15 protein-coding genes are annotated in these 13903 nt (G+C 58.9%); 7 read left to right on the forward strand and 8 right to left on the reverse strand.

Translation table 11 applies throughout. The annotated features are described in order from the left end of the window. Positions 1 to 50 precede the first annotated feature (50 nt). Positions 51 to 530, reverse strand: coding sequence for an SRPBCC family protein (locus KX928_RS06110; RefSeq protein ID WP_219500151.1), 480 nt, complete (start codon positions 528 to 530; stop codon positions 51 to 53). After that, positions 523 to 846: an ArsR/SmtB family transcription factor gene (locus KX928_RS06115; protein ID WP_219500153.1), complete on the reverse strand. Its 324-nt coding sequence runs from the start codon at positions 844 to 846 to the stop codon at positions 523 to 525. Before KX928_RS06115 ends, KX928_RS06110 begins: the two co-directional genes overlap by 8 nt. A 125-nt stretch (positions 847 to 971) precedes the next feature. Between KX928_RS06115 and KX928_RS06120 the strand changes: the two genes are divergently transcribed. After that, positions 972 to 1664, forward strand: a complete 693-nt coding sequence (locus KX928_RS06120; RefSeq protein WP_219500154.1) for a DUF899 domain-containing protein — start codon at positions 972 to 974, stop codon at positions 1662 to 1664. Between the two features lie 12 nt (positions 1665 to 1676). Here the strand turns inward: KX928_RS06120 and larB are convergent, their stop codons facing one another. From larB to KX928_RS06140, 4 genes are read right to left on the reverse strand one after another with little or no spacing between them, the layout of a single operon-like run. Then, positions 1677 to 2369, reverse strand: a complete 693-nt coding sequence (larB, locus tag KX928_RS06125; RefSeq protein ID WP_219500155.1) for a nickel pincer cofactor biosynthesis protein LarB — start codon at positions 2367 to 2369, stop codon at positions 1677 to 1679. Continuing rightward, on the reverse strand, positions 2321 to 3094 hold the full coding sequence (gene larE / locus KX928_RS06130) for an ATP-dependent sacrificial sulfur transferase LarE (RefSeq protein ID WP_219500157.1): 774 nt from the start codon (positions 3092 to 3094) through the stop codon (positions 2321 to 2323). Before larE ends, larB begins: the two co-directional genes overlap by 49 nt. After that, positions 3087 to 4241, reverse strand: a complete 1155-nt coding sequence (gene larC, locus KX928_RS06135) for a nickel pincer cofactor biosynthesis protein LarC (protein WP_219500160.1) — start codon at positions 4239 to 4241, stop codon at positions 3087 to 3089. Before larC ends, larE begins: the two co-directional genes overlap by 8 nt. Further along, positions 4238 to 5533: a nickel-dependent lactate racemase family protein gene (locus tag KX928_RS06140; RefSeq protein ID WP_219500162.1), complete on the reverse strand. Its 1296-nt coding sequence runs from the start codon at positions 5531 to 5533 to the stop codon at positions 4238 to 4240. The genes larC and KX928_RS06140 overlap by 4 nt, the downstream gene beginning before the upstream one ends. A gap of 335 nt (positions 5534 to 5868) precedes the next feature. Between KX928_RS06140 and KX928_RS06145 the strand changes: the two genes are divergently transcribed. The 6 genes from KX928_RS06145 to KX928_RS06170 all read left to right on the forward strand — a co-directional run bounded on the left by KX928_RS06145 (position 5869) and on the right by KX928_RS06170 (position 11839). After that, positions 5869 to 6966, forward strand: coding sequence for a mandelate racemase/muconate lactonizing enzyme family protein (locus tag KX928_RS06145; RefSeq protein WP_219500164.1), 1098 nt, complete (start codon positions 5869 to 5871; stop codon positions 6964 to 6966). A 278-nt stretch (positions 6967 to 7244) separates the two neighbouring features. Then, positions 7245 to 8039: a phosphonate ABC transporter ATP-binding protein gene (gene phnC, locus KX928_RS06150; protein ID WP_219500166.1), complete on the forward strand. Its 795-nt coding sequence runs from the start codon at positions 7245 to 7247 to the stop codon at positions 8037 to 8039. A gap of 52 nt (positions 8040 to 8091) precedes the next feature. Beyond that, positions 8092 to 9000, forward strand: coding sequence for a phosphonate ABC transporter substrate-binding protein (phnD, locus tag KX928_RS06155; protein ID WP_219500168.1), 909 nt, complete (start codon positions 8092 to 8094; stop codon positions 8998 to 9000). A gap of 117 nt (positions 9001 to 9117) precedes the next feature. Then, positions 9118 to 9939, forward strand: coding sequence for a phosphonate ABC transporter, permease protein PhnE (gene phnE, locus KX928_RS06160; RefSeq protein ID WP_219502021.1), 822 nt, complete (start codon positions 9118 to 9120; stop codon positions 9937 to 9939). Then, the gene (gene phnE / locus KX928_RS06165) at positions 9936 to 11225 is read left to right on the forward strand and encodes a phosphonate ABC transporter, permease protein PhnE (RefSeq protein ID WP_219500170.1); all 1290 of its coding nucleotides are present in this window, start codon (positions 9936 to 9938) and stop codon (positions 11223 to 11225) included. Before phnE (KX928_RS06160) ends, phnE (KX928_RS06165) begins: the two co-directional genes overlap by 4 nt. After that, positions 11225 to 11839, forward strand: coding sequence for an LbetaH domain-containing protein (locus KX928_RS06170; RefSeq protein ID WP_219500171.1), 615 nt, complete (start codon positions 11225 to 11227; stop codon positions 11837 to 11839). Before phnE (KX928_RS06165) ends, KX928_RS06170 begins: the two co-directional genes overlap by 1 nt. Here the strand turns inward: KX928_RS06170 and KX928_RS06175 are convergent, their stop codons facing one another. Together KX928_RS06175 and phnF are read right to left on the reverse strand one after the other, a co-directional pair. Continuing rightward, positions 11840 to 13033: an alpha-D-ribose 1-methylphosphonate 5-triphosphate diphosphatase gene (locus tag KX928_RS06175; protein ID WP_219500172.1), complete on the reverse strand. Its 1194-nt coding sequence runs from the start codon at positions 13031 to 13033 to the stop codon at positions 11840 to 11842. It lies immediately after the preceding gene. Between the two features lie 67 nt (positions 13034 to 13100). Next, positions 13101 to 13811 (reverse strand): phosphonate metabolism transcriptional regulator PhnF, encoded by a 711-nt coding sequence (phnF, locus tag KX928_RS06180; RefSeq protein ID WP_219500173.1) that lies wholly within the window; start codon positions 13809 to 13811, stop codon positions 13101 to 13103. Positions 13812 to 13903 lie beyond the last annotated feature (92 nt).

A 13903-nucleotide genomic window follows, 5' to 3' on the forward strand; every position in this document is an offset into this window, starting at 1 on the left:
CTGTTGGAGAACAGGCTACCCATAAATGAAGGACTTTTCAGGGGAGCAGGTCAGACCGTTTCGCCCAACAGATGGGACAGCGCCTTCAGGCTGTTGTGCCATCCGGTGCCAACCCCGAGCCGGCCAGAGCGGGTCGAAATCTCTTTATGCTCCAACGTCAGACGGGTGGCGGCGCCCATCGGCTCAAACTGGACATCCACCTGCGATGGCGGTGTGTGTTTCACAACATCATCATGGGTCACGACCACATGGGTCCAGCTAAATCGAAGCCTCCGGGGCCGCCGGATTTCGATATAGTGGCCTTCGAGACATTCCGACTTGTTGGAGGTGGTGCGCATGTGGAACCGCCAGAGCCCACCAACTTTCAAATCCAGTTCGATGGCAGACAGATCGGAGGGATCATTTCCAAACCATCGCCGCAGATCGTCCGCCTGTGTCCAGGCATCAAAAAGCCTTTCTGAGGAGGCAGGAAAAACAGCGCTGATGACAACGGGGTTTTTACCGGCCGGTGATGTCAGCAGGTCAATCATTGTTTGTCTCTCGTGCAATCATAAGCGCCAGAGTGTCGAGGCGCTCCACCCAGAATGGCCGGTAGCTTTCCAGCCAGGACACTGCATCGCTCATCGGTGCGGCAGTCAATGCGCAATGGCGTACCCGCCCGCGCTTTTCAACGGTCACAAGGCCCGCGTCCTCCAAGACATGCACATGCCGGGTCACGGCGGTCTGGGACATGTCAAAGGGCGCGGCAATGCGGGACAGGGGTAGCTCACCTTCGGCCAGCCGCATCAGGATCGCCCTGCGCGTCTCGTCCCCCAGAGCGGAGAAAACAGCGTTCAGATCAGTCATATTACCTCGCAATACTCAACATTTATGTTGACTAAGTGGTTGCGATGAAATAGTCAACACAATTGTTGAGTAACTGACATGCACAGAGTCCGCGATCTCTGCCATCCTAAGAAGGAGTTGCCCCGATGCCAAATCTTGTGAGCCGTGAAAACTGGCTGTCGCAGCGCTTGAAGCTGCTGGAAAAGGAGAAAAACTTCACACGGGACCGCGACGCTCTATCACATGCACGCCGCGACCTCCCGATGGTCGAAATTACCACGCCTTACAGGTTTGCGACGGTGGAGGGGGAGAAGTCCCTGCCGGATTTGTTCGCCGATAAAGAGCAGCTTTTGGTCTACCATTTCATGTATGGTCCTGAATGGGAAAGCGGTTGCCCGAGCTGTTCCTTCTTTGTTGATAATTTCGAAGGAATCGAAACGCATCTTGCCGCGCGCAACACGGCTTTGGTGCTCGCCTCGAACGCGCCGCTTGCAACGCTTGAGGCCTATCGCGCGCGTATGGGGTGGACCATTCCATGGGTTTCCGCGCTGAACACCAGTTTTGGCGAGGATTTTGGCGTCAGCTTTCCAACGCAAGCAGATATGGATGGAAACTCCTATAACTACGGAAAGAAACCTTACGCTGGCGAAAGCCCGGGCTTGAGCGTTTTCTACAAACTGAACGACGGGCGCGTGGCGCATAGTTATTCCACCTACGGTCGGGGGCTGGACATCTTAAACGGCGCATATAATTTGCTGGATCTGACGCCAAACGGTCGCGACGAGGCAGATTTGCCATATGCGCAGGCCTGGGTACGGCGGCATGACGAATATGCCTGATGGTTAAGGGTTTCAGGGGGCCAGAAGGATCTTTGCCGCGGCGGCAGCGGCACCAAACCCGTTGTCAATATTGACGCAGACAACACCGGGCGCGCAGGTGCCGAGGGCAGAGCCAAGCGCGACGGACCCATCCTTGGCCACCCCGTAGCCGACAGAGGTTGGCACCGCGATAACCGGTGCCGCAACCAGTCCCGCCACCACTGGAAACAAGGCACCCTCCATCCCGGCAACGGCCACGATGAGCCGGGCGCGGGCGAGGTCCGGCAGGTGTTTTTCCAACCGCCACAGGCCGGCGACGCCCACATCCGCGATTATCCTGACCCGCAGCCCCATGAATTCGGCGCTGTTTGCCGCTTCTCGTGCTACGGCGAGATCGGATGTGCCAGCCGTCACGACCATGATCTGCGGTGCTTGCGGCGGTGGTGCGGATTTCAGCAGCGTTGCCGTGCGGGCAAGAGGGTCGACATTAAGGGGAAGGTCACTCAAGGCCTCGATCTGATCGCCGGACAACCGGGTGACAAGCAGAGGCACCTTACGTTCCTGATGCGCCTGAATGATGTCGCGAAGCTGCGCATCGGATTTGCTTTCGGCAAAAACCGCTTCCGGAATGCCCGTGCGCGCCTTGCGGGACCAGTCAAAGATCGTGTGGCGCTCCATCAGGAAATTGGCACAACAAAAGCGCTGCCGCGCCGGTAGGGCTGCCATCCAACGAATCTCCGCCGGGTCGCCAGGCAAAGCTGTCGGGCTTTTTCAAGCGATGCCTCGGGCAAAGGTACGTTGGATTGGATTACAACGCCTGTCTCGGTGATCCTGCAGCGCACATCCGTCACACCGCAGGATTTTCGGAGCATCCCCTCGACGCGGTCGACAAATCGCAGGTCGGAAACCTCAATGGCAATCCCGGTTGTGATCCGGCTGGCCAGACAAGGCTGTGCGGGCAGTTCCGCGATGTCTGACAAACCGAAGTGACCGGCGATGGCCCGCACGTCGCTTTTTGCCAGCCCCACGTCAACAAAGGGATGTACGACGTGATGGTCATCCGCCGCGATCAGTCCGGGGCGATATTCGCCCAGATCATCGGTGTTTGTGCCAGCCGCGATGGGGCCGTCGACTACCCGGCGCATCGTGCCATAGAGATTCGACTTGCAGAAATAGCACCGGTTGTGCGGGTTTGCGCGATAGGATGGATCTGCAAATTCTCCGCTGTCGATGATGTCAAGGTGCCAGCCGTGTTTGTCGGCATGTGCCCTGACCCGGTCTGTCGCCGATGGTGACACTGCGGGCGACACTGCGTGAACACAGGCGACATCCTCGATGCATCGCGACGCGGCATATGCCAGCGTCAGGCTGTCAACCCCGCCACTGACCGCTATGGTGAGCTTGCTGATGGATCTGAGGTGCCCGTCCAGCCGGGCCGAGGGATCAGTCATGGTCGTGTTCCGCTTCCGCCGCGAGGGCGCGCCTCGCCTTAAGGGTTTTCGTCCGTGCCAAGGCGTCGCTTTCCACCTTGGCGGTCGCACCAGCAGGCCGATCGACCGATTTGACCGGCAGTCCTGAGATCGTGTCCTTGCGCCTGTTCAGTCTGTAGCGGGCGACAGTTTCAAGGCGCAGGCCGAGTGTGCTCGTCTCCGAGAAACAGGTTTCAACGACCCGGTCGTGCATCGGCGGCGCACAGATGACGGACAGGCTGAACTGAACCCGACCTTTCTTGCCATACCCGATCGTGTAGCTGGCATCCAGCACGCCTGCTTCCAGTCGGATACGGTCAAGCGCCACGGCAATTTCTTCGGGTGTCATGTCGTCGATTTCGAACCGGATCAGGTGTACCGTGTCGCCGGACATTGCCGGGGCGTCAAAGACCAGAAGCCGCAGAATGTTCGGGATGCCCTGCAATTGCCTGTGTCCCGCACCCGTTCCACTGTGGCCGAGCGTGCCCACGGGCCCCAATGCGCCTTGGCTCGGGGACAGATATTTCAGGATTGCCGCCCCCGTGGGCGTGATCCGCTCGCCGTCGACGCCATCGCTGAACAACGAATATCCCTGCAGCAATTCAGCGGTGGCGGGGGGTGGAACCGGCACAAGGCCGTGCCGGGTTTTGACACGCCCGCTGCCCTGCGGCAATGCGCTCACCGACCATCGCGGCGCACCGGCCTGCTCGATCAGAGACGCAGCGCCGATGATGTCTGCAAGGGAATCCCAATCAGCGATCTCGTGAAAATGCACGTCGTCTGGCGCGACCCCGTGGCATGTTGCTTCAGCTGCCGCCAGTTCGGCAAAGATTTCAACAGCCCGTTTGCTGACGGCCGCGCGCAGCCTGCTGTTTTCTATGAAGGCCCGTATGTCCCGCCAATGAGATGTCGGCGGCGCGGAGCCAGCCGTTTGTACGGTGACACGCGTTGCGGCAAAGCCCATCTCGCGGACGTCTTCGACCGCGATGGTCACCTGCGCCCACACGCCTGCGGCGCGCAGGTCGTCTTCCATCTGCTGCCGCATGTGCGGAAACGCAGCCAGCATCGCCGCGAGGAACATGTCACCCGCGATACCGCCCGTGACATCGAGGTGGATGTGATCGCTCATGCTTGTCGCGCCGGTTCCGATTTCGGCACGACGTAGGGGCCTTCGGGGATGACCGCGACGGCTTTGTCACCATGCTGAGCCATGCTACTGGCAATGGCTGTGGATAAATCAGATACGCGATCAACCCCTGTGATCCTGAAATCATCGTCCGACAGGTTCTCGGTGAAAAGCTGGATCCGACCCACGCGCATGGGTTTGAGCTGCATTTCCGTTTGCCATTCATCCACATCCGCAAAGTCCTTGGCCATCAGCGTTTGCAGAAAGGCATCAGGGCCAAGTGCCACAAGACGCTCCTGCGCGGCCCGGAAATGCTGCGATCCAATTCCTTCGGCGCAGTGGGATGCAACGATCAGTGTGCCGCCGTCTTCCAGAATGTCCAGCGGGGTCACCATCCCTTTGACAGTCTGGTAATAGGTCTGGTCCAGCGGGTAGCCGGCCGATGAGGTGACAACGGTCTTGAACTTCCTGCCCACCGGGATTTCGGTGTATCCGCGAACAAACTCCACTGCCGCCAGATGGCTTTCGATGATTTCTCCAAAGCTGCAGAACACGAGGTTTCGCTTGTCATCGATCACCGTATTGAGCGCGAAGACCTCCCCGAGTTTGCGCACGATTTCCAACTGCTCCTCGTGCAGGGGGTTACCTGCGAGATTACATTCACGCGCCGCCGGATCCTCCATGAAGCGGGCAGAATGAAAGGTGCGGATGGTTTCGTGATGCGCCACGCCGGGGGCCACGACTTTGCGCCCGCCTGAAAATCCGGCCATGAAATGGGGCTCGACCAGTCCCGTGGCAATTTTCAGGTCGGCCTGCACAAACCGGCGGTCAAGTTTGATCGGCACACCGCGGCCTTCCGTGATGCCGAGGTCCACATGGTCCGCATCAACGAGGGCAAAATGGTTTTCGACGCGGACATTGTCCAACACCCAGGGGTCACCGACCAGTTCGGCCATTTCGGCGCCTTCGTTCGGGCGGTGCAACCCGGTGGCGATCAGGATTGAAATGGCGGGCAGGGGAATGCCGTTCGCGACCATGGTTTCAATCATAGGCCGCAGGAACAGGTGATTGGGAACCGGGCGCGTGATGTCGCAGATCAGGATGCAGGCAGAGGACTTATGCTTGCACAAATCGGCAAGACACGCTGAGCCATAGGGGTTTTCAAAGGCGTCGGCAATCTGTTCACCGGGCTTTTTTGCCTTCGGAAAGGCTGGTTTCTCGATGAGGTGCGTGTCAGCCCCGGCTGGCATTTCCAGTGTTAGCCCATCACGTCCGTAGAGTAATTCTATCTGCATATGGGCTCACTTATCTGTACCATGCGGGCGACGCATGAGGGTGTTCGAAAATTCTGCCTGAACCTTGCGGGCACTGTCAACAATCCAGCCGGACGCTTGGCGGGCGATGCAGCATGACCTCAAGGGGAATGATCTCGGACAAGTCGCTGACAAGCGCGCCCTTTTCGGTCGCAAGGATGTGGCGGTGTGGCGCAAGATCTGCGCCGTACCCAGGGCATCACCACCTTGCGAAAACCGCGTTTCATCGCAACAGTGACTGCATGCTGTCGGGTGAGCCGTCGGGACGGGTGACGTCACGTGGAATTCATCCTGCGCCACACTGGAAGAGATTGAAGATGATCAAGATCCTTGAGGTTCAGACGCGCCTTTTTAGACTGCCGCTGGCGGAGGTTCTGGTGGATGCCAAACATGGCGACCACCATTTCTTTGAACTGATCACTGTCACCATGCGGTTTGATGACGGAAGCACCGGAACGGGCTACACCTATACGGGCGGCAAGGGCGGGCATGCGATTGCCGCGATGATCGATCACGATCTGAAACCGTTTCTGGAAGGACAGAACGGTGATGACGTCGAGGCGTTGTACGAGGCGATGCAATGGCATGTACACTACGTTGCGCGGGGTGGCATCGCATCCTTCGCGATTTCCGCGGTGGATATTGCCCTGTGGGATGCCCGCGGCAAACGGCGCGAACAGGCGCTTTGGCAGATGGCCGGGGGGGCTGCGCGCAGTTGTCGGGCCTATTGCGGCGGCATTGATCTTGGGTTTGATCTGCCCAAGCTGCTGACCAGCGTTCAGGGATATCTGGAGCGCGGCTTTGACGGCGTGAAGATCAAGATCGGGTTGCCGTCGCTGGACGAAGACGTATCACGCATTGCGGCGGTGCGGGACCTCATTGGTCCGGCTGTGAATTTCATGGTGGATGCCAATTACGCCTTCTCGGTGGATCAGGCGATTTCAGCCGCCCGGGCATTTGAATCATTTAATCTGCTGTGGTTCGAGGAACCAACGATTCCGGACGATTACAAGGGGTTTGCCAAGATCGCCGAAGCGACAGGCATGCCCCTTGCCATGGGTGAAAACCTGCACACGATCCATGAGTTTCAATATGCGTTCGAGCAGGCCAAGCTGAGCTATATTCAGCCTGACGCGTCCAACTGCGGTGGGATCACCGGCTTTCTGCAGGTGGCCGCACTCTCTGAAAAACACGGGCTGCCGATTTGTAGCCACGGCATGCAGGAACTTCATGTGAGCCTTGTTTCGGGGCGCAAAAACGCCGGCCTGATCGAAGTGCATTCATTCCCGATTGATCAGTACACCGAGCGCCCCCTTGTTGTCGAAAATCACCGCGCAATCGCGCCCGAAATTCCGGGTACGGGGGTCGTTTTCGATTGGCACAGGCTGGAGACGGAGAACCTGCTTACATCGTAGGACCCGGCGCCGGGCAAAAGGGAATTAAGCATCGAAACTGGTTCAACAGAATCCTGAGCGTTGTAAAATAGTGCAGGGCGTCTCTTTCGTCTGCGGTGCTTTCAGCGCCCTGCGAGCCCTTCGCAGGACCCATGCCGGGATTTATTTGCGACTTTTGAAACCATGACGACGAATAAGCTAACAGGTCAGCATGGGTGACATGTCATAGAACCTTCGTTTTTTTGATACAAATCTGAAGAACACGAACTCTACACAGCCCGCAATTGAAAGAGGGTTGTATGCTGAGACTCACGAATCTGACCAAGTCTTTTGGCGGGAACAAGGCGGTCCAGGACGCGAATTTGCAGGTAGCAAAACCGTCGATGATCGGGATTATCGGACGGTCCGGCGCTGGTAAGTCGACGCTGCTGCGCATGGTCAACAGGCTGACGGACGCAACCTCGGGCCAGATCGTTTTCGAAGGCAATGACGTAACGGCGCTGGTCGGCGCGGCCAAGCGCAACTGGCAATCCCAATGTGCGATGATCTTTCAGCAATTCAATCTTGTGCCACGAATGGATGTCGTGTCCAACGTGCTGCACGGCACGCTGAACCGCCGTTCGACGCTAGCGACGATGTTCAACATGTATCCGGCCTCCGATGTGCATAAGGCGATCGATATTCTGGACCGGCTGGGCATTGCCGAGCATGCTCCGAAACGCGCCGAGGCCTTGTCGGGCGGTCAGCAGCAGCGCGTGGCGATTGCCCGCGCGCTGATGCAGGACCCCAAGATCATCCTCGCGGACGAGCCTATTGCGTCTCTGGACCCGATGAATGCTCAGGTTGTCATGCAATCCCTGAGGCGCATCCACGAAGAAGACGGCCGCATGGTAATCGCAAATCTGCACACGCTGGACACCGCGCGTCGCTATTGCGACCGGGTTGTTGGCATGCGGGACGGCAAAATTGTCTTCGACGGCACGCCCGAGCAGCTGACCACCTCCATGGCCCGCGAAATTTACGGCGCCGATACATCGTTTTCGGAGGCGGCCACGTCGACGGAAATCCAGACGCTGGATCGCGAATACGCCTGAATTCCCCGCTCTGCCCGATGGCAGAGCTTTTTTGTTTCAAACGGAGAAAAACATGAAACACATCCTTGCTGCTGCTCTTACCACGTCTGCGCTGGCAACTTCTGCCGTGGCAGAAGGCGGTGCCATCACGGAATTCCGCATCGGGATCCTGGGCGGTGAAAACGCTCAAGACCGTCTGAACAGCTACCAGTGTTTGGCCGACTACACATCCGAGGCCCTTGGCGTAGAAACCAAGCTCTTTGCGCCGGCCGATTATAATGGCGTAATCCAGGGCCTGCTGGGCGGTACCATCGATATGGCGTGGCTTGGCGCTTCCAGCTATGCCGCCGTGCACATTCAGGACCCGGAGGCGGTTGAGCCTGTTCTGGTGAAAATCAACCTTGATGGATCCTACGGGTATCACTCCATCGGTTTTGCCCGCAGGGACAGTGGCATTGCCTCTCTCGATGACATGAAGGGCAAGGTCTTCGGCTTCGGCGATCCCAACTCCACATCCGGCTATCTGATCCCCTCCATCGAGATTCCGCAGACGACGGGGGCCACCATGGAATCCGGCGACTTCTTTGGCGAAGTGAAGTTCACGGGCGGTCACGAGCAGACCATCGTCGCGGTGAACAACGGCGATGTGAACGGTGGCGTCACCTGGGCTGACGGCCAGGGCGAGTGGGAAGACGGGTATAACTCCGGTGCCTTGCGCAAGGCGGTGGATGCCGGTCTCGTCGATATGAACGACCTGGTTGAAATCTGGCGCTCCAAACCGATCCCGGAAGGTCCTGTCGTGCTGCGGTCCGTGTTGCCCGAAGAGGTCAAGGCCAAGATGACCGCGCTGGTTGATGGTCTTTACGAAGCCGATGCTGACTGTGCCTACGGCGTGGCAGCGGGCGAGAGCCTGGGTTTCGATCCGATCACACATGAGGCCTATGTGTCCATCGTGGAAGCGCGCAAGGCAAAATCGAACTGATTTTTCGCGACGAATAATAATCTGCGGGCCTCGGTGTGTTGCCGGGGCCTGCATCATGTTGGGGGCGCGACAGTGGCGGAAAACGTAGCACAGATTCAAACGGACTACCTTGGGCAGATGCGCGCAAAACGCGTCATGAACATGATCCTCCTGATCCTGTTCGTGGCCCTGATGATGCTGGGGTTTTATACCGCCGATGCGCGTAACGCGGGTGGCTTCTGGCAGGGTTGGCACAATATTCTGGATTTCCCCGGCGACGTGGTGAGCGAGGCCGTCACGCGCGCGCATCTGCTTCCGGGATATTTTCTGAAATACGCACCCTCGCTCCTTGAGACAATCAACATCGCGGGTGCGGCCACGCTTCTGGGCGCAATTCTCGGCCTCATCGCGTCGCTGCTCGCGACGCGGGGTCTGGCGCCGGTGGGATGGATCACGGGACCGGTGCGTCGCGTGTTGGACATTCTGCGCGCGGTACCGGAGATCGTGATTGCATTGATCCTTATTTTCCTGCTCGGAGGCGGCCCGGTACCGGCAATGATCGCAATCGCGCTGCACACGGTGGGGGCCCTGGGCAAACTCTTTTCGGAAGTGAATGAGAACGCCTCGCTCAAACCGGTTGAGGGTTTGGCATCAGTTGGTGCGTCATGGCTGCAACGGATGTTCCTCGGTGTTGTGCCGCAGGTTGCGCCAAATTACCTCAGCTACGCGCTGCTGAGGTTTGAAATCAACATCCGCGCGTCTGCAATCCTCGGCTTTGTGGGGGCAGGCGGTATCGGGTATGATCTGCGTAACACGATGTCGTGGGGGCAGGGCAAGCTTGACGAAGCCGCAGCCATCTTCCTTTTGCTGTTCGCCACGATTGTCCTTGTCGATCAGTTATCCAGCCATCTGCGAGATCGCCTGACACACGGAGCCCGGGTGAAGGGAGCCAGACAATGAGCGCCCTGGTGATCAAGCAGCAAACCGGTCGGCTGTTCGTGATAAAACGCCTGCAGGCCTTTGCCCTGCCCGCAGCGATCTTTGCCTATCTGGCCTATGTCTTCGTAGCCTTCGACATGGCGGGTCTGAAAGACCGGGTGAGCGTGTCGAACATGACAACGCTGGTCAGCGACACTTACAGCTACAAAACCCATGTCACCCAGGATAACCGGACCGGCAACATCACCATCGCGATCGAGGGCGAAAAGAAGGGAAGATACGCGCAGGGCGACAGCCCGGATTGGGTTCAGCTCGGCGATAACACTTCCGTCGACCTTGGCGACGGGCATATTGTGACCCTTGGCCCGGATGTGAGCTACACGGTGCCAGGCTATGGGGTTATTTCCGCAACGCCGGGCAAGCGCGGCGTCAATGCCGTTTTGCCTGCCGGCGAGACGCCTGAGTGGATCAATGCATCAAAAAACCGGATCTCGATAACAACCGACGCGGGGCGCCTCACGATCACCCGGAACCGGACCGAAGTCTTCCGGTACTTCACCGGGTGGGAGCTCTTCTTCTTCACGCTCGACAGTCCGTTCCATGGCAAGAGCTTTGCCCAGCTTGTATCATCGGGAGAATATGCCGCGATCTGGCAGGAGTTCTGGTCTAACAAGATGTGGCGTCATTCAGACGTGGCATGGGCCTTGGCCGAGACTGTTCTGATGGCTTTCCTGGGGACTTTTGGGGCGGCGATGATCGCCTTGCCCGTCGCTTTTGTGGCGGCGAGGAATTTCACACCACTTGGCAGTGCGCGTTTCGTAGTCCGGCGGTTGTTTGACTTCCTGCGGGGCGTTGACGGGCTGATCTGGACCATCATCCTCAGCCGCGCCTTCGGACCCGGACCGTTGACCGGGTCGCTCGCCATCATGTTGACCGATACCGGCACATTCGGAAAAATCTTTTCCGAAGCGCTGGAAAACGTGGATGGCAAACAGATCGAGGGGATCACATCGACCGGCGCGAAACCGATGCAGCGTCATCGGTTCGGCGTCATCCCTCAGATCACGCCGGTGTTGTTGAGCCAGGTCCTGTACTACCTCGAAAGCAACACGCGGTCGGCCACCATTATCGGCGCGATCACGGGCGGCGGCATCGGTCTGTTGCTGACGCAGGCAATCATCACTCAAAAGGATTGGGAAGAGGTGACATATTACATCATCCTGATCATCCTGATGGTCATGGCGATGGACACATTCTCCGGATGGCTCAGGGGGAAGCTGATCAAGGGCGGCGCGGGTGGTCACTGATGCCACGACTGAGTGACACTGCCCCATTTTTGCACCCTGACTGTGACATTACAGACAGCCACTTCGGCCGTTTCGTGGAAATTGGCCGGGGTTCCCGGGTCGCCTATTCAGAGGTAGGAGATTATTCCTATTGCGACCGATATGCGGATATCGCCAATGCCGAGATTGGCAAGTTTTCGAACATCGCGAGTTACGTGCGGATCGGCGCAACCGATCACCCTATGGAGAAAGCCAGCCTGCATCACTTTCACTACCGTTCCGGAGATTATTTCGATGACGCGGCCCCCGATACCGAGTGGTTCGCGCATCGGCGCAGGCGCCGCGCATCCATCGGGCATGATACATGGCTCGGGCACGGCGCGCAGGTACGGCCCGAGGTGACGATTGGTCACGGTGCCGTTGTGGCAGGTGGCGCGATCGTGACCAAGGATGTTGCCCCCTACACGATTGTCGCGGGTATTCCCGCCAAGCCCCTGCGCCGCCGGTTTCCGGAAGAGGTTGCCGGTGCGATGCAGACGCTTGAGTGGTGGGACTGGCCGCATGACCGTCTGCGGGCGGCGCTGGAGGATTTCCGCACCCTTTCCGCAGTCTCATTTCTGGAAAAATACGCGTAGTTATTCGGCGGCAATTCGATGTGGCTTTTGCGGATGCGACAGGCGGTTGACGAGTTCTGCCGAAATGTAGGACCAGCGCCCGGCCGCCATCGTGCCCTCAATCTGGCGTGTTTCGGCATTGATGATCGTGAGGTCCGCCCGTTTGCCTTCGGCGATCACTCCGCGGTCTTCCAGCCCCATGATCCGCGCCGGTCTGGCCGAGATCAGGGCCCAGGCCGAGGCAAGCGGCAGGACGCCATCGTCGGCGATGCGGAAGGCGGCGCGCGCAAGCGTCGGGTAGTGGAAGTCCGACACCAGTGCCGTGCACAGGCCTTCGCGGATCAGGACCATCGCGCTGATGTTACCAGCCTGCGAGCCGCCGCGCACCACATTGGGCGCCCCCATCAGCACCGGATCGCCCCAGGATTTCGCAGCCGCCGCCGCATCGACATGGGTTGGAAATTCGCAGATCTTCGCACCGATCATCGCGTAGCGCTCGCGGGTCCGCGCATCCGGGTCGTCATGGCTGCCGTATTTTACCCCCTGCTGGTCAAACGCGGTCGCCAGGTCACACAGATACCTTGGCACTTCCGCCGACCGCGCCTGCATGCCGTTGACCAATGCCATATGCTCTTCCGGTGTTCGCCCGGCGCGTTTGGCCCAATCGCGGATCTGGTCCGGATGCGTGGCCGCGAGTGTGGTCGCTTCGTCCAGATGGTTGTTGAAGACGACATATCCCACACCATGTTGCTTCACGGCCTCGATCAGCCGTGCGCGGGTGTCCATCGTGTGCGTTTCACAGCGCAGCTGCACCCGTAGATCGGTCAGCATCTGCGCTTTGTATACCCGGTGTGCCGTCAGGAACTGTTCTGCAAAATCGGGCCCGCGCATCCCGCCTTCCCATGACCAGCTTTGCGCCATCCAGGCCGTTGTGACACCGCTGGTCGCCGCGTCGCGATCCGTTCCGACCAGCCCCATCTCAAGCGGGAAGGGGGCCGTCGGTCGTGGCGCGATATGGCGTTCAAACGCATCGCCATGCAGATCAATGATGCCAGGCAACAAGTAATATCCGGACAGGGTCAGCGTTTGCGACCGGGCCGAGGTGCTATGATCGCGAATCCGACCCTCCTCGATACAAATCTCACCGGAGGCGATGTCGCCATCGCGCAGGACGTGAGCGCCGATCAGGCGCAAAGGCTGGACATGCTGTTTCATTTCTGCTGCTCACAGTTGTTTTCCGGTGTGTTTAGCAGCTGGATGTATCGGCCATGTGACGAGAAGGTTAATCCGCGTCGAGGGTGAGGGTAATGCGGTCCCCGGCAAACCAGGTTTCCCCGAATTCAATGGGCCGGTTGTCCAGATCGACATTTACACCGGTTGTGTGCAGGATCGGCGCGCCTTCGCTGATCCGCAGATGCAATGCCTGTGTCGCCGTCGCGCGTTTGGCTTTCAACCGGGTCGAGGCGCGCGTGTAATCCGTCACCCCAGCCCTGCGAACGGCTTCGGTCACCGATTTGGTTTGCTGCAGATGCAAAAGAATGTTCGGAAACCGCCGGGCGGGAAACACACTGCGGAAAACCGCAACGGGCTGACCATCGGACAGGGACAGGCCTTCGTAAACATGCACCATGTCGTCTGCGCCGAGGTGCAGGGTGTGTCTCTCGGTCGGATTTGCCAGCCGCGTCTCCAGCGAGAGGATTTCCTTTGCCGGCACCCGCCCTGCGGAGATCAGGTTTTGATGAAAGCGCACGCGTTTGCCAATCGGGTAGTCGGTCGGGACTTGCGTCACGAAGACACCGGCGCCGCGTCGGGCATGTACGATCCCCTCGTCCGACATCGATTTGAGCGCGTGCCGGACCGTATGCCGGTTCACGCCGAACCGCGAGGACAGGGTGGCTTCTGTCGGGAGCTTGTCACCCGGCACGTATTGTCCTTTTGCGATCTCTGCTTTCAGAGCTTCGGTGATCGATTTCCAAATGGGTGTGCGGGCCATGTTGTCACCAAAAATTCACAGTTGCCGGGCTTGCGTCTTTCAACGGAATCACCGATGATTTGTCTAGTTGTATAGTAAAGTAGACAAATCGA

It is taken from the genome of Roseobacter insulae, from assembly GCF_019375555.1.
Classification (GTDB): domain Bacteria; phylum Pseudomonadota; class Alphaproteobacteria; order Rhodobacterales; family Rhodobacteraceae; genus Roseobacter; species Roseobacter insulae.

Excerpts from the sequence above, each read along its gene's own strand:
- KX928_RS06140 (WP_219500162.1), bottom strand. The coding sequence starts at position 5,533 with ATGCAGATAGAATTACTCTACGGACGTGATGGGCTAACACTGGAAATG.
- phnF (WP_219500173.1), bottom strand. The coding sequence starts at position 13,811 with ATGGCCCGCACACCCATTTGGAAATCGATCACCGAAGCTCTGAAAGCA.
- larE (WP_219500157.1), bottom strand. The coding sequence starts at position 3,094 with ATGACTGATCCCTCGGCCCGGCTGGACGGGCACCTCAGATCCATCAGC.
- larC (WP_219500160.1), bottom strand. The coding sequence starts at position 4,241 with ATGAGCGATCACATCCACCTCGATGTCACGGGCGGTATCGCGGGTGAC.
- KX928_RS06145 (WP_219500164.1), top strand. The coding sequence starts at position 5,869 with ATGATCAAGATCCTTGAGGTTCAGACGCGCCTTTTTAGACTGCCGCTG.
- KX928_RS06170 (WP_219500171.1), top strand. The coding sequence starts at position 11,225 with ATGCCACGACTGAGTGACACTGCCCCATTTTTGCACCCTGACTGTGAC.
- phnC (WP_219500166.1), top strand. The coding sequence starts at position 7,245 with ATGCTGAGACTCACGAATCTGACCAAGTCTTTTGGCGGGAACAAGGCG.
- KX928_RS06115 (WP_219500153.1), bottom strand. The coding sequence starts at position 846 with ATGACTGATCTGAACGCTGTTTTCTCCGCTCTGGGGGACGAGACGCGC.
- phnE (WP_219500170.1), top strand. The coding sequence starts at position 9,936 with ATGAGCGCCCTGGTGATCAAGCAGCAAACCGGTCGGCTGTTCGTGATA.
- larB (WP_219500155.1), bottom strand. The coding sequence starts at position 2,369 with ATGGCAGCCCTACCGGCGCGGCAGCGCTTTTGTTGTGCCAATTTCCTG.
- KX928_RS06175 (WP_219500172.1), bottom strand. The coding sequence starts at position 13,033 with ATGAAACAGCATGTCCAGCCTTTGCGCCTGATCGGCGCTCACGTCCTG.
- phnD (WP_219500168.1), top strand. The coding sequence starts at position 8,092 with ATGAAACACATCCTTGCTGCTGCTCTTACCACGTCTGCGCTGGCAACT.
- phnE (WP_219502021.1), top strand. The coding sequence starts at position 9,118 with ATGCGCGCAAAACGCGTCATGAACATGATCCTCCTGATCCTGTTCGTG.
- KX928_RS06110 (WP_219500151.1), bottom strand. The coding sequence starts at position 530 with ATGATTGACCTGCTGACATCACCGGCCGGTAAAAACCCCGTTGTCATC.
- KX928_RS06120 (WP_219500154.1), top strand. The coding sequence starts at position 972 with ATGCCAAATCTTGTGAGCCGTGAAAACTGGCTGTCGCAGCGCTTGAAG.